Origin of the sequence: Aeromonas sp. BIGb0445 (assembly GCF_024809075.1) — a bacterium.
In the GTDB taxonomy this organism is placed as follows: domain Bacteria; phylum Pseudomonadota; class Gammaproteobacteria; order Enterobacterales; family Aeromonadaceae; genus Aeromonas; species Aeromonas rivuli.
In genome coordinates, this window is record NZ_JANUES010000002.1 from 133873 (window position 1) to 147322 (window position 13450).

At 61.4% G+C, this 13450-nt stretch carries 11 protein-coding genes and 1 riboswitch; of the genes, 6 read left to right on the top strand and 5 right to left on the bottom strand.

The window, feature by feature from the left end; all coding sequences use genetic code 11:
• Nucleotide 1: 1 nt before the first annotated feature.
• Nucleotides 2-1159, bottom strand: a complete 1158-nt coding sequence (locus M2367_RS04330) for a diguanylate cyclase (protein ID WP_259235920.1) — start codon at nucleotides 1157-1159, stop codon at nucleotides 2-4.
• A 177-nt stretch (nucleotides 1160-1336) separates the two neighbouring features.
• Between M2367_RS04330 and ycfP the strand changes: the two genes are divergently transcribed.
• From ycfP to M2367_RS04350, 4 genes are all read left to right on the top strand, one after another.
• Entirely contained in the window at nucleotides 1337-1876 is a 540-nt protein-coding gene (ycfP, locus tag M2367_RS04335) for an alpha/beta hydrolase YcfP (protein WP_042042189.1), read from the top strand.
• 77 nt (nucleotides 1877-1953) lie between these two features.
• A complete protein-coding gene (locus tag M2367_RS04340; RefSeq protein ID WP_259235921.1) occupies nucleotides 1954-3246 on the top strand; it encodes an NAD(P)/FAD-dependent oxidoreductase in 1293 nt (430 codons plus the stop codon).
• A 389-nt stretch (nucleotides 3247-3635) separates the two neighbouring features.
• The gene (locus M2367_RS04345; protein ID WP_224430638.1) at nucleotides 3636-3953 is read left to right on the top strand and encodes a heavy metal-binding domain-containing protein; all 318 of its coding nucleotides are present in this window, start codon (nucleotides 3636-3638) and stop codon (nucleotides 3951-3953) included.
• Nucleotides 3953-4963, top strand: a complete 1011-nt coding sequence (locus M2367_RS04350) for a S66 peptidase family protein (RefSeq protein WP_259235922.1) — start codon at nucleotides 3953-3955, stop codon at nucleotides 4961-4963. Before M2367_RS04345 ends, M2367_RS04350 begins: the two co-directional genes overlap by 1 nt.
• Before the next feature lie 124 nt (nucleotides 4964-5087).
• On the opposite strand, the gene M2367_RS04355 is transcribed toward M2367_RS04350, so the two are convergent.
• The gene (locus M2367_RS04355; protein WP_259235923.1) at nucleotides 5088-7349 is read right to left on the bottom strand and encodes an LTA synthase family protein; all 2262 of its coding nucleotides are present in this window, start codon (nucleotides 7347-7349) and stop codon (nucleotides 5088-5090) included.
• Between the two features lie 253 nt (nucleotides 7350-7602).
• Here M2367_RS04355 and M2367_RS04360 point away from each other — a divergent pair, with 253 nt between their 5' ends.
• Nucleotides 7603-8679 (top strand): hypothetical protein, encoded by a 1077-nt coding sequence (locus M2367_RS04360; protein ID WP_259235924.1) that lies wholly within the window; start codon nucleotides 7603-7605, stop codon nucleotides 8677-8679.
• Nucleotides 8680-8768: 89 nt separating this feature from the next.
• On the opposite strand, the gene lysC is transcribed toward M2367_RS04360, so the two are convergent.
• Nucleotides 8769-10121: a lysine-sensitive aspartokinase 3 gene (gene lysC / locus M2367_RS04365; RefSeq protein ID WP_259235925.1), complete on the bottom strand. Its 1353-nt coding sequence runs from the start codon at nucleotides 10119-10121 to the stop codon at nucleotides 8769-8771.
• A gap of 87 nt (nucleotides 10122-10208) precedes the next feature.
• A riboswitch (Lysine riboswitch) is annotated at nucleotides 10209-10434 on the bottom strand.
• 109 nt (nucleotides 10435-10543) lie between these two features.
• A complete protein-coding gene (gene argA / locus M2367_RS04370) occupies nucleotides 10544-11872 on the bottom strand; it encodes an amino-acid N-acetyltransferase (protein WP_042042178.1) in 1329 nt (442 codons plus the stop codon).
• 286 nt (nucleotides 11873-12158) lie between these two features.
• On the opposite strand from argA, the gene msrA reads away from it, so the two are divergent.
• Nucleotides 12159-12791, top strand: coding sequence for a peptide-methionine (S)-S-oxide reductase MsrA (gene msrA / locus M2367_RS04375; RefSeq protein ID WP_224430633.1), 633 nt, complete (start codon nucleotides 12159-12161; stop codon nucleotides 12789-12791).
• Nucleotides 12792-13102: 311 nt separating this feature from the next.
• On the opposite strand, the gene M2367_RS04380 is transcribed toward msrA, so the two are convergent.
• A complete protein-coding gene (locus tag M2367_RS04380) occupies nucleotides 13103-13438 on the bottom strand; it encodes a DUF3802 family protein (RefSeq protein ID WP_224430632.1) in 336 nt (111 codons plus the stop codon).
• Between the last annotated feature and the right edge of the window lie 12 nt (nucleotides 13439-13450).

Genomic DNA, 13450 nt, shown 5'->3' on the forward strand with positions numbered 1-13450 from the left:
TTCAACTCATCTGCGCGGCCAGATCCTGCTGACTGGCGACGCAGTTGCGACCGCGTCGTTTGGCGAGATAGAGGGCGAGATCGGCCTGTTTGAGCAGCTCGAAGAGGCACTCCCCCTGACTGGTGGCCACCCCAATGCTGACCGTGACATGGAGTGCGCCCTGTTCGCTGGGCAGTGGTGTGGCGGCTATCTGGCTGCGCAGGTATTCGGCGCGGCCATGGGCATTGGCGATATCCTCCCCCGGCAACAAGATGGCGAACTCTTCACCGCCGATGCGGGCCAGGGTAGCGGATGGCCCCATGTGATCGGTGAACTGCCGGGCGAGGTGGCACAGCACCCTGTCGCCCACATCATGACCGTGGCGATCGTTGACCTGCTTGAAGTGATCCACATCGATGAGCAGCAGCGACCTGGATGCCGCGGGCAGCTCGCGCCATCTGGCCTCAAAGCCGCGTCGGTTGAGGAGCTGGGTCAGGACATCACGTACCGAGAGGTCGTTGAGCTTGCGGGTGTTGCGCAGCACCACCATGAACAACTGCCCCAGCTGCAGGGCGATGGTGAGCAGCCAGATCACCAGCAAGGCCAGGATGTTGTGACTCGAGGGGTAGACGAAATCCTGGGCCGGGATCGGCAGGCTCTGGGCCATCATGATCCGCTCTCCCCAGGCCAGGATGGCGGCCAGCCCCAGCAGGCAGATCAGCCAGCTCAGCGGCGTGCCCAGCTGTTGGCGCAAGGGGCGGGCCGAGTAGCAGATCATCAGGAAGCCGCTGACCCCGGAGAAGAGGGCGAGCAGCAGCAGGCGCAGGTCCATGTGCTCTGGGGCAGGTCCGGCCCAGATGAGCAGCAAGGCGCCGAACAGGGTCACCAGTGACCAGCGGCGCCAGGGGAAACGGCCTCTGTCGAAGCAGTAAGCGCGGCCCCACAACAGGGTGAAGCCGCAGAGCACCAAGACATCGGCGCCGGTGTAGGTGAGCCAGGGGGTCAGGGTGCCCCGCAGGGCAAACAGCGCCAAGGCACCGGCCCAGCACAGGGAGTAGGCGGCGCCGAGCAGGCCGGTGAGCCGCTCACTGCGCACCAGACAGGCGGTCAGGGACCAGAGGATCCCATACAGCCCCATCTGGGCCGCCAGTAGCAGATAACTCAGAGCAATGGCGTTCACAGCGACCCCATCCGTGGTCTTTTTGTGTTTGAAGAGTAGCAAGTTGTGACGGGAAGGGCGGACGCAGCTGACGATGGCCGGCGTGATCCAAAGCAAGAAAGCCGCATGTTTTGGTGGCGTGGGGCCCGCCTGCTGCGGTAGTTTCGATAGAACCGACACAGAGTCTGAGGTCTTACCATGATCATCTATCTGCATGGCTTTGATGCCACTAGCCTTGGCAATCATGAGAAAGTGCTGCAGTTGCAGTATATCGATGATGATGTGCGCTTCGTTCATTACAGCACCGTTCATCCCCGTCACGACATGAGTCACCTGCTCAAAGAGGTGAAGAAACAGCTCGACATGAGTTCGGATCCCAAGCCCCTCATCTGCGGCGTGGGCCTGGGAGGATACTGGAGCGAGCGGATCGGTTTCCTGTGTGGCATCAAGCAGGTCATCTTCAACCCCAATTTGCACCCGGAAATCAACATGGAAGGGCGCATCGACCGGCCTGAGGAGTATCAGGACATAGGCACCAAATGTGTGTCAGAATTTCGTAATAAAAACTCAGGAAATTGCCTGTGCATCCTTTCCGTCCAGGATGAAGTGGGTAATAATGCGGACATTGAGCGTGAATTGAAGAATTATTACAACATCGTGTGGGATGAGACAGAGAGCCACAAGTTCAAGAACATCTCTCATCACCTGCAGCGGATGAAGGCCTTCAAAGAGGCCTGATGCAGTCACGTCATGGAATTCAACTTCAAGGGAGCCGCCGGCTCCCTTAGCTTTAAATGAGACTGAGGAAATTCACCATGACCAATATCGTTGTCGTCGGCGGCGGGGCTGGCGGACTGGAGCTGGCGACCAGCCTGGGCCGCAAGCTGGGCAAGAAGAACAAGGCGCAGGTAACCCTGGTGGATCGCAATCGCACCCACCTGTGGAAACCCCTGTTGCACGAAGTGGCCACCGGCTCCATGGATGCGGGCATCGATGCCCTGAGCTACCAGTCCCATGCCAAGAACCACGGTTTTGACTTCCAGCTCGGCAGCCTGACCGCCATCAACCGTGATGAGAAGCGCATCGTACTGGCCCCCATCCACGATGAGGACGGCAAGCTGGTGGTGCATGAGCGTGAAGTGCCTTACGACATCCTGGTCATGGCAATAGGTTCAGTGTCCAACGACTTCAATACCAAGGGGATCCGGGAGCACTGCATTTTCCTGGACAGCCCCTCCCAGGCACACCGCTTCCACGATCAGATGATGAACCGCTTCTTGCAGTTCGCGACGGAATACAAGGAAGGGGACAAGGTCAAGATTGCCATCGTCGGTGGCGGCGCCACCGGGGTCGAACTCTCCGCCGAGCTCTACAACGCGGTGGAGCAGCTCTATGCCTATGGCTTCAAGAACCTCACCACCGACAGCCTGAAGGTGAGCCTGGTCGAAGCGGGCCCGCGCATACTGCCTGCCCTGCCAGAGCGCATCAGCGGCGCAGCCCACCAGGAGCTGGCCAAGCTGGGGGTGGATGTGCGCACCGGCACCATGATCACCGAGGCAACGGCCGAGGGGCTGCACACCAAGGATGGCGAGCTTATCGAAGCGGATCTGATGGTGTGGGCCGCTGGCATCAAGGCGCCGGACTTCATGAAGGAGATCGCCGGGCTTGAGACCAACCGCATCAACCAGCTGGTGGTGCACCAGACCCTGCAGACCACCCGTGACGAGAACATCTTCGTCATCGGCGACTGTGCGGCCTGTCCGCAGCCCGATGGCAAGTTCGTGCCGCCTCGCGCCCAGTCTGCCCACCAGATGGCAACCCAGGCCTACAAGAACATCCTGGCCAAGCTGGCAGGTGGCGAGATGAAGCCTTATCTCTACCACGATCACGGCTCCCTGGTCTCCCTGAGCCGCTTCTCCACCGTCGGCAGCCTGATGGGCAACCTGATGCGCGGCTCCATGATGGTCGAGGGCTACATCGCCCGTCTGGTGTACATCTCCCTGTACCGGATGCACCAGGTCGCCCTGCACGGTTATGTGAAGACCGGTCTCATCATGCTGGTGGGTCGCATCAACCGGGTGCTGAGACCGACCCTGAAGCTGCACTGAGTCATTGCACGTCGCCCACGGCAGTGGGCACGATTAAGAAAGGGAGAGGCCAGGCCTCTCCCTTTTTTTGTCTGTTGCTGGGGGCAGTCACCAGCAGGCTGAGGGGCAGACGCAGTCGCTGTGGTTTCATCCATATCCTTGTTGAGTCAATCTTGATGATCCGCGTGGCGCTTCGCACAACCTGTGCTGACCTCGTTGAGTTTGAGTGAGGCCAATGAGTATGCCATGAGGCATGTAAAATCATATTTTCATGGTAAATCAATGTCTTGTTCTATTCTGGCCCATTCATGATTTGCCCATGGGAAGCGGTGAGGGGTGTCGTTTTGATACCGGCCTGTTACTCTGAGGGCTCTGCGCACGGTGCGCGATCACCACGACAAGGAGATCCCATGATCCTCTCAACCACCCCCACCCTGGAAGGTAAAGCCATTCGCGAGTATCGCGGCATCGTGGTCGGCGAGGCCATCCTCGGCGCCAATGTGTTCAAGGACTTGTTTGCCGGTATTCGCGACATCATAGGCGGGCGTTCCGGCGCCTATGAGAAAGAGCTGGCCCGGGCCCGGGAGATTGCCTTCGATGAGCTCAAAGAGCGTGCCCAGGCGCTGGGCGCGAACGCCGTGGTCGGCATCGATCTCGATTATGAAGTGGTCGGTCAGAACGGCAGCATGTTGATGGTGAGCGTCAGCGGCACTGCCGTGGTGATCTGATGGGCCCCCTTTTTCCTCCCAGACTCAAGCGCGGGGAGTGCATCGGCTTCTTTTCGCCCTCCAGCGCGGCAACCGCCTGGGCGCCGGCCCGTTTCGCCCGGGCCAGAGAGTATCTTGAGGGGCAGGGTTTTGTGCTTAAGGCGGGCAGCCTGACGGGTCAGCAGGAGAGTTGGCGATCCGGCTCCATCGCGGCGAGAGCTGCCGAGCTCAATGCCCTCATTCGCGACCCGCAGGTGCGCGCAATCATGTCGGTGATCGGTGGCAGCAACTCAAACTCCCTGCTGCCCCATCTCGATTACGAGGCGCTGCGCCGGGATCCCAAGATAATCATCGGCTACTCGGATGTGACGGCGCTGCTGCTGGGCATTCAGGCCAAGACGGGGCTGGTCACCTTCTACGGTCCCGCCCTGGTCGCCTCCTTCGGGGAGTGGCCACCCCTGGTCGATGAGACGTTGGCTGCCTTCCTTGGGATCTGCGTTGGCGAGGCTTGTCCCTTGCCCTATCTCCTGCCGACCCCAACCCACTGGACCGACGAGCGGCTCGATTGGGAAAACCAGAGCCGCGCCAAGCAGTGCCAGCCAAACCGGCTGATCTCGGTGGGCGGCGGCCGGGTGCGGGGCAGGCTGATCGGCGGGAACCTCAACACCCTGGCAGGCATCTGGGGCTCCCCCTATATGCCTGCCATCGAGCAGGGGGACATCTTGTTGCTCGAAGACAGCCTCAAATCCGCCGAGACGGTGGAGCGCTCGTTTGCCCACCTCAAGCTGTGCGGGGTATTCGAGCGCATAGGTGGCCTCATTCTCGGCAAGCACGAGCTGTTCGACAGCCAGGGCAGCGGCAAGGGCCCCCTCGATATCCTGCTGGAGGTGATTGGCGAGCCGAGCTTCCCCATATTGGCTGAGTTTGATTGTGCCCATACCCACCCCATGTTGACCCTGCCCCTGGGGATCCAGGCCGAGCTGGATCTTGACCGCCAGCAGTTGCGACTGCTTGAGCCTTGGTGCTCTTGAGCGCGCTTGACCCCATGGAGAGGTGAGAAAGAGGCCGCCTGGGGCGGCCTCTTGTCTGATGCATCTCGCCCGGCCCGGTATCAAGGAGCACGGCGAGAGGGGCCCTTGGCAACGGCGCTGGCCGTCAGGGCAGGCTGTCCGGGCGGAAGCTCTCGCGGATCTGCGGCACCAGGGGCGCGGCCTTGAACCCCTTCTCTTCCCCCAATACCGGATGGAGCAGCGGCTTGTCGGCCAGCGGCGTGAGATCCCCGGCCAGCAGGGCCCGGGTCTCCTGGCCCATCTGATAGAGCTGGCGCACGGCGCCAAACTGGCGTTCGAGTTCGATGCTGCCATCATCCCGGGTGAAGGCCATCATGGGGATCTGGTAGCCGGCATCCCGGGGGGTTTGCTTGCCATGAATGCCCTCGCTGGCCGACATCAGGAAGGGCTGATGATCGCCAAAGGCGAGCACCAGATAGCGCTTGTCACTGCCATCGAGCACCTTGAGCAGGTATTCGAGGGAAGCCATGGCATCGACCACCCCCGTGTAGTAGGTATTGAGCAGTTGCCGCTGGGCCGGAGCCATGTCCGGGCAGGCCTTGTCGAGTTCCTGGGCCTGATAGCGGGCCGCATCGAAGGGGCCATGGCCCTGCATGGTGACCGCATAGGCAAACAGCGGCTGGCTGTCTTGCTCGCTGCGCCTTAGCAGGTGATCGATGAGGGCATGGTCCGAGACATAGAGTCCCTTGTGCTCCAGGCTGGTGAAACGATCGATAAACCAGCGCTCCTCATAGCCAAGGGCAGGAATGGCCTTCTCCCGCCCCCAGAATTTCTCGGTATAGGGGTGGGCGAACAGGGTGCGATAACCGCTCGCCTTGGCGGTCTGGGCCAGGCCCGGCACCTGGTCACGCAAGTAGTAGTAAGGCACTATGCCCTGCTTGAGCAGGCCGACCGGCAAACCGGTATTCATCTCGAACTCCGCCAGCACCGTCATGCCCCCCGTGGTGGGGGAGTGAATGGTTTTTTGCCACTGCTGCACGCTGGCGGGCAGGTTGAGGGTGGGGGCGGGGGCACAGATGTTGGCCTTCCAGTCGAGCCAGAGGGATTCGTATTGCAGCACGATCACCAGATCCCAGCGTGGCGCCGTCTGGTTTGGCAGCTGGCTCAGCTGCGGGGTGAGATCATTGGCCTGCAACGGATAACGGAAGATATTGCCGCTTTGCAGCATCTCGTTGACCAGGTTGAACAGGTAGAGGCCGGGGCCCGAGCGGATGATGTCCCTGTGATAGTTGACCGCCCTGTCCACGTAGCGGATGTTGGCACCGAGCAGCAGATTGCCCGCCTGGGTGGCGAACACGCACAGGGCGAAGAAGGCGACAGTGGCGGCCAGGGCGCGCAGCACCCAGCGGGACAGGGCGAAATACCAGCAGAGCCCGATCAGCGCCAGGCCTGCCAGCCAGGGCAGCACGGGATGTTGTTCGGTGAGGATCCGCGCCAGGGCCAGCAGATTGCCGAGATCGTCCCCGCCAAGGGGCACGCCGTAGATGGCAATCTTCATGAAATTGGCGAGCAGACCCACGGCACATAACAGGGTGAATATCAGCCCCATGTAGAGATTGAAACCGGCAAGGGCGCACAGCCCCCAGCCCAGCACCATGCTGCCCCATGCCAGGTAGTAGTGCTCGGGTCGAAAGCCGGACCAGAGCAGGAACTCACCGACCCTGAACACCACGAAGCCATGGAGCAACACGAAGGTGAGGTTGCCGAGCAGCAGGCAGCCGAGCAGGCGCCACCAGAGGTTCTGGCGCAGCAAGGGCAGGCAGATGCGCAAGATAGCGGCGCAGATCAGCAAGGCCAGCCCAAGGCTTATCAACAGGTAGCTGAGATTGAAGCCCTGCTCCGGCAGGGGCTGCAAGATCTGGCGAAACTCGCCGCTCTCCTCCCGGTCTGCCAGCAGCAGGCCGACCCTCAGCTGATAGTGGTTAGACAGCGCATCGTCCGGCGCCCTGAGCGTGCTGTTGATGTCGAGGGTACAGCCTTGCTTGCCACACTTTTGTCTCTTGTCGGCCCGCTGGCGCAGCTGGTCGATACGCTGGCCCTGCTCGCCGAGCAGCTCGACCAGTACCCGATCGCTGGCTTGCAACGGCTTTCTCAGTTGCCACTGGCTGTGGACCACCAGATAGAGACCGCGATTGTCACTCTTGTAGAGCAGGGAGTGGCGCACCAGGGTGGCGACCGGGTTGTCGGCCGGGCCCAGTATCAGCGGCGTGGCCGGGCTCAACAGATTGGCCGGGCCCAGCTTTGGCAGCAGCAGGGTAAACAGCAGCAGCACAAACAGCAGTGCCAGGGTCAGGGCTGGCAGCAGAGAAACCCGTAGGGAATGGCGGCCGGGGTGAGAGAGAGACATAAGGGCTCATCCTTTGAGCGTTGCGAGGCAGACTTGGCTTGTTTTAATTTTGACCCGATGGTGCTGGGCTTGTTCCAGCTTGTCAATTTAATGACAGATAAATGAATTGATGCTGAAGCCTGGATGGCGCTTGTGTGATCGGGGTCCGCTGGCGGTGGTTCTTTCTGTGATGAAAGCGGCATCATCAGATGAAGGGGCTGGCGGGCCAAGCACAGAGCTGTTTACTCTCTCAATAACGATGGGGGAGGCTGCAATGAATCCTAAGGTTGTTGGACGCCAGGCGAGATTGCTGCAGATGTTGCAGCGTGATGAAGAGATCCAGATCGGCCGTGAGCGCGATTGCCCTCTGACCCTCGCACAGTTGCAAAGCCTGCACGAGGGGCACCCCGCCGTGCTTGAGGTGTATCACAGTGGCCTCACCGCCCAGGTGTTCCACCTCAAGGTCGAGGGGCATCACTGGTGCCTCAAGCGGCGCCTTCCCGAGTCGCGAGTGGCCAACATCGATGGCCAGACCGCCTTTCTCACCGAGCTGGAGCGCAGGCGGGAGATAGAGGCCCTGCGCGAACAACACCCCACCCTCTTGCCCCATGTGGTCTGCACCAGCTTTGGATCGGCCCGGGCCGGCATACTGCTCTCCCCCTGGTTGCGTGGCGACCCTGTACAGCGCCTCAATGAGCGCAATCTGGCCCAGATGCTGGCGGTACAGGGGGAGCTGGCGCGCTGGGGATGGTTTGACTGGGATCCGAGCCCGGGCAACCTGCTCGATGATGGTCAGCAGATCAGCGTGTTCGATTTTGGCTACATGTGGCCCTTCGACCCCCGCTTCGAGTTCAACTCCAATGGCCTGTGCGATCCGGCGTTTCATGTGGTGGAAAGGCTCGAGACCCGCACCCTGTCGGGACTCTGGCTCGGGGTTGCCAATCCGTTGCCGCAATTTGCCTACTGGCGCGGCCTCACCCTGGCCTGGGCCGAGCAGGAGCTGGCGCGCCTTGGCCGGGAGGGGGCCTGCGAGCCCGTGCTCGCGCGGCTGGTGGCCCTCGGGCAGGAGTGGCGCACCGCCCTGGCAAGCGAGGAGGGGCTGGCGGCCAACTGGCTCAAGGACATGTACCGCAGCCATTGGCTGGACGTGCAAGACGACCTCAGTGGTCAGAGCTGTACCCCGCTCACCCTCAAGCGCCTCGACTGGCTGGAGCATGCCCTGGGCCACTGTTATGAGGAGCTGCTTGCCGGGGGCACTCAGGTCAGCCAGAGCCAGAGTGAGCTGCTCGCCCTGCTGGCGAGCCAGCGCGAGCAGGCCAAGGGCTGGCAGCTCACCCCTGAGCGGGTGTGAGTCACAGCGTGACACCGCCCCTCTGAGGCGCTGGCCACAAACAACAAGGGCGCCTGATGGCGCCCTTGTTGTCGTCCAGCCCGGCTGGCTCAGTCGAGCAGCTCCTGGTGCAGGCGATTCACTATCTGGTTAGCCTCGCCTTCGTTGACCAGGAAGCAGAGGTTATGGGCGCTGGCGCCGTAACAGATCATGCGGATGTTGTGATCGCGCATGGCGTCGAACACCCGGCTGCCGACCCCGGTTGCCTCGCTCATCCGGTTGCCGATGAGGGCCACCAGCGCGAGCCCCGTCTCTACCTTCACCTTGCACAGCTGACCCAGCTCGGCCAGTACCTTGTCGCCGAGCACGGGCTCACCGTTGCTCTGGCTGCCGGTGTGATCCAAGGTCAGCGACACGCTCACCTCAGAGGTGGTGATGAGATCCACCGAGATGCGGTGACGGGCGAGTATGCCGAACACCTCGGCCAGGAAGCCGTAGGCGTGGAACATGTTGAGGCTGTGCAGGGTGACCAGCACCTGCTGGCGGCGCAGGGCCACGGCGCGAAACAGCGGGCTGCTCTGGGTGCTGGCGCGGATCCAGGTGCCACCGGCCTGGGGATCCTTGCTGGAGCCGACAAACACCGGGATATCGCAGCGCACGGCGGGTTGCAGGGTGGAGGGGTGCAGCACCTTGGCGCCGAAGGTCGCCATCTCGGCCGCCTCTGAAAAACTGATTTCGGGAATGGGACGAGCGCGGGTCACCAGACGTGGATCCGTGGTGTAGATACCGGGAACATCGGTCCAGATCTCGATGGCGGCGGCGTCCAGGGCCTCGGCAAAGAGGGCGGCGCTGTAGTCGGAGCCACCCCGGCCCAGGGTGGTGGTGCGGCCATCGCCGTCGGCGCCGATAAAGCCCTGGGTGATGACGAGGGTGTCGCCGAGCAGAGGGGCCAGCGCTTGCTGGCACAGGGCGCGGCTGGCATTCAGATCCACGCTCGCCTTGCCAAAGCGGCTGTCGGTGCGCAGCAGTTGGCGCGCATCCTGCCACTGGGCCTTGACGCCGCGCTGGCACAATAGCTCGGTAAAGAGGCGGGTGGACATGAGTTCGCCACAGGCGATGAGGCGATCGGCCAGCTCGGCATCGGTGTGCTGGGTGGCTTGCAGCGCCATCTTGCGAATGTCGCCGAGCAGGCCATGGATGATGGCAGAGGCTTCGCTCGGCTGGCCGAGGTCTTGCAATATGCTCTGCTGGATATCGGCCAATTTGCCGAGTTGTGCCTCGCGCTCCCCTTCATCGAGCTCGCCCTGGGCCAGGGAGACCAGCAGGTTGGTCACGCCAGAGCTGGCGCTCAGCACCACCAGACGGGTTGCCGGGTTGGCCAGCACTATGTTGGCGCAGTTGTTCATGGCGGCGGCATTGGCGACGCTGGTTCCGCCAAACTTGGCGACATTGAAAGGGTTCATTGCATGCTCCTGTCTAAATATCGAAATCCGGATCCGTGGGGGAAATAGACAGGGGAGGGCAGAAAATGGCAGGAATAGCGAAGGATCCCGGCCAGAAGCGCTCCACCTGTAGAACCCATCCAGTACCCGACCAGAGTCTGGTGCGGGTATTGGATGAACACTACCGATGACAACCCGGGGGATTCAGCCCCCGTAGCCGACGATGAGGAGACCAGTCTCCTGCACCATCTCGGCGCTGCTCCCCCTCAATCGGCATCATAGGACGCTGGTGTCCTGCTCCGATCTACCTGGGCAACGCTCCTCTTCTGGCTCCATCCGCTGGGGATGGAGTGCAATTAGAAATAACCCGCGTTGGATTGCACTGTCAATCGAGTTTCGAAAAAAGTTCAATCTCCCATCGAAGACAGCACAAAATCAACAGCTTAAAAAATAGTCTTCGACAAAACCTTGGAGCGGCGCTGCCAGTTGTAGAGCCGCTGACGCTCCACCGGCAGGGCCTCGACCTCCAGGGGCTCGAAACCGCGCTCCCGGAACCAGTGGATGGAGCGAGTGGTCAGCACGAACAGCTGGCGTATGCCGAGCCGCTTGGCCCGCTCAGCCACCTTGGCGACCAGCTGATCCCCCCGGTTGGAGTTGCGATACTCGGGATGGATGGCGACGCAGGCCATCTCGGCCATGGCCTCTTCCATGAAGCAGTAGAGGGCGGCGCAGCCGATGATGAGGCCGTCACGCTCTATGATGGTGAACTTGTCGATCTCCATCTCCAGCTGCTCCCGGGAGCGGCGCACCAGGATCCCGTCCTCTTCCAGCGGGCGTATGAGATCCAGGATGCCGCCAATGTCCTCTATGGTGGCGGCGCGGGCCTGTTCGGCGCTCTCGCGCACTATCTGGGTGCCCAGCCCCTCGCGGCTGAACAGCTCCTGCAGCATGGCGCCATCTTCCTGGTAGCTGACCAGGTGAGAGCGGGGCACACCGCCGCGACAAGAGGCGATGGCCGCTCTCAGGTAGCGAGCCGTGCCGGACATCTCCTCACCCGCCTGCTCCAGCTCAATCAGATACTCTTCCGCCTGCTCGGGGAAGAGCTCGGAGACGGCCTGACCATGACGGTCCATGACCCCCTGGCTTGAGCTGAAACAGATCAGCTTGTCGGCCTTGAGATCCACCGCGATGCGGCGGGCCACCTCTTCGGAGGTGAGATTGAAGCTCTCGCCGGTGACCGAGCAGCCGATGGGGGAGATGAGCACCAGGTTCTGCTGATCGAGTTGGCGAACGATCCCCTCGACGTCGATGCGGCGCACCCGGCCACTGTGGTAGTAGTCGACCCCGTCATCGACTCCCAGAGGCTGGGCGGTGACGAAGTTGCCACTCACCACGCTGATCCGGGCGCCCTGCATGGGGGTATTGGCCAAGCCCATGGAGAGCTTGGCGGTAATGTCGAATTGCATACCGCCACTGACCTGCTTGATGAGGGCGAAGCTCTGATCGTCGGTGACCCTGATCCGCTTGTGGTACTGGGCGTCTATGTTGGCGCGGGCCAGGGCTTCATCGTTCTGGGGGCGGGCGCCGAACACCAGCACGAGGCGGATCCCGAGGGTCTGCAACAGGGCGATGTCACTGACAATATTGGCAAAGTTGGGATGAGCGACCGACTCGCCCCCCATCATGAGCACAAAGGTGGCGCCCCTGTGTACGTTGACATAGGGGGTGGACTGCCGAAAGGCATGGACCAGGCTGGGTTCACGTTCACGCACTCGAGATACATCCATAAAAAAACAGCAATGGGCCCAATATATGAAAATAAATTCACAAATCAAGACTAAATATTGATTTTGTGCGATTTATTGCCGATGGGGAGGCAGGGCTGATCTACCTGAGGGAGATGACAGGGGCAGGATGGGCGCCAAGGAGAGTGGCCCCCGGGAGGCGAGGGCGGTTGATCCAAACGGGCAAACTCCTTATCTTCACAGCTCTTGCCGATGTCAGGGACAGGCGGCGTGCCAGCGGCGCGAGCCTGCCTCGCTATTTAAGGATGAACAGATGGAACAGATGTTGTCAGCCGACCAGGCCCTGCCGGGTCGCGATGAAGCCATGGTGATTGGTCAGGTGCACGCGGTCAACGGTCACCCGACCCAGGGTCCCTGGCCCGAGGGCCTGGCCCGGGCCTGGTTTGGCATGGGTTGCTTCTGGGGAGTCGAGCGCCTGTTCTGGCAGCAGCCAGGCATCTATTCGAGCACGGCTGGCTATCAGGGCGGGCATACCCCCAATCCGACCTATAAAGAGGTGTGCAGCGGTCAGACTGGGCACGCCGAGACGGTGCAACTGGTGTTCGATCCGGCGCAGATAAGCTACCAGGATCTGCTGCGCCTGTTCTGGGAGCATCATGATCCGGCCCAGGGCATGCGCCAGGGCGGGGACGTGGGCAGCCAGTACAGATCCGTCATCTTCTATGCCGATGAGCAGCAAAAAGCGCTGGCCGAGGCGAGCCTGTCCGCCTATCAGGAGGCCATGGTGGCGAGCGGTGATACACGCACCATCACCACCCAGATAGTGCCGTTTGCGCCCTACTACTACGCCGAGGATTATCATCAGCAATATCTGCATAAAAATCCGGAAGGCTATTGCGGCCTCGGTGGCATAGGCGTCTGTCTGCCCCCCAGTCTGGCCCGTTAATGCCAGGTACGTTTCCCTTCGGAGCTTGTTATCAGGGGTTGCAAAAAAGTTGAAATAAAGTGGAACAAAAAAGGAACTTGCGGCCACAGGAGTAGACTAACTAGATAGCAGCCAAGGATGGCCGCGATGCCAGACACATGATGAGCCTCCCAACCATGATAGCAAGCGGGGCCGCCCTCCAGGGGGCGGCCCTTCTCATTTCCGCTTATCAATCAAAACATTGCGAGCCACTTGCCGGGTCAGTTTCCAAGATCAGAGCGCGTGAGGGAGCCAGAGCCCCCCTTTCATTTGACACCCTTTGCGGGTCGGGGTCAGTTGATGGCGCTGTCGAACAGGTTCTTGATAAGGTCAATAAATTCGTTCAAAAAAGCAAGTTGCGGCTCGGTCGGGGCCTGCAGCCAGACGGCGGAGAGCACCTCTTCCAGATCGGCGACCACCGCATCGGCCTCCTGCATCATCACGAAACGCAAGGTGGCATCGAGTTGGGGGTTTTGCTCGCACAGGGTCATCAGACTGCTGGCGACTCGCTCGCTGACCAGATCTTCTATGGTCAGGCTCCCTGGCCCCTGTTGGTGGCCCTCGAACAGGCTGAGCCGTTCAACCAGATATTCAATCAGTGCTATGTAGCCATCACTCTCAACCACCATGGGGTCTCTACC

Bases quoted from the DNA above. Each gene is read 5' to 3' on its own strand.
- M2367_RS04380 (WP_224430632.1), bottom strand. From the start codon at position 13,438: ATGGTGGTTGAGAGTGATGGCTACATAGCACTGATTGAATATCTGGTT.
- M2367_RS04350 (WP_259235922.1), top strand. From the start codon at position 3,953: ATGGGCCCCCTTTTTCCTCCCAGACTCAAGCGCGGGGAGTGCATCGGC.
- M2367_RS04360 (WP_259235924.1), top strand. From the start codon at position 7,603: ATGAATCCTAAGGTTGTTGGACGCCAGGCGAGATTGCTGCAGATGTTG.
- M2367_RS04340 (WP_259235921.1), top strand. From the start codon at position 1,954: ATGACCAATATCGTTGTCGTCGGCGGCGGGGCTGGCGGACTGGAGCTG.
- M2367_RS04355 (WP_259235923.1), bottom strand. From the start codon at position 7,349: ATGTCTCTCTCTCACCCCGGCCGCCATTCCCTACGGGTTTCTCTGCTG.
- msrA (WP_224430633.1), top strand. From the start codon at position 12,159: ATGGAACAGATGTTGTCAGCCGACCAGGCCCTGCCGGGTCGCGATGAA.
- lysC (WP_259235925.1), bottom strand. From the start codon at position 10,121: ATGAACCCTTTCAATGTCGCCAAGTTTGGCGGAACCAGCGTCGCCAAT.
- ycfP (WP_042042189.1), top strand. From the start codon at position 1,337: ATGATCATCTATCTGCATGGCTTTGATGCCACTAGCCTTGGCAATCAT.
- M2367_RS04345 (WP_224430638.1), top strand. From the start codon at position 3,636: ATGATCCTCTCAACCACCCCCACCCTGGAAGGTAAAGCCATTCGCGAG.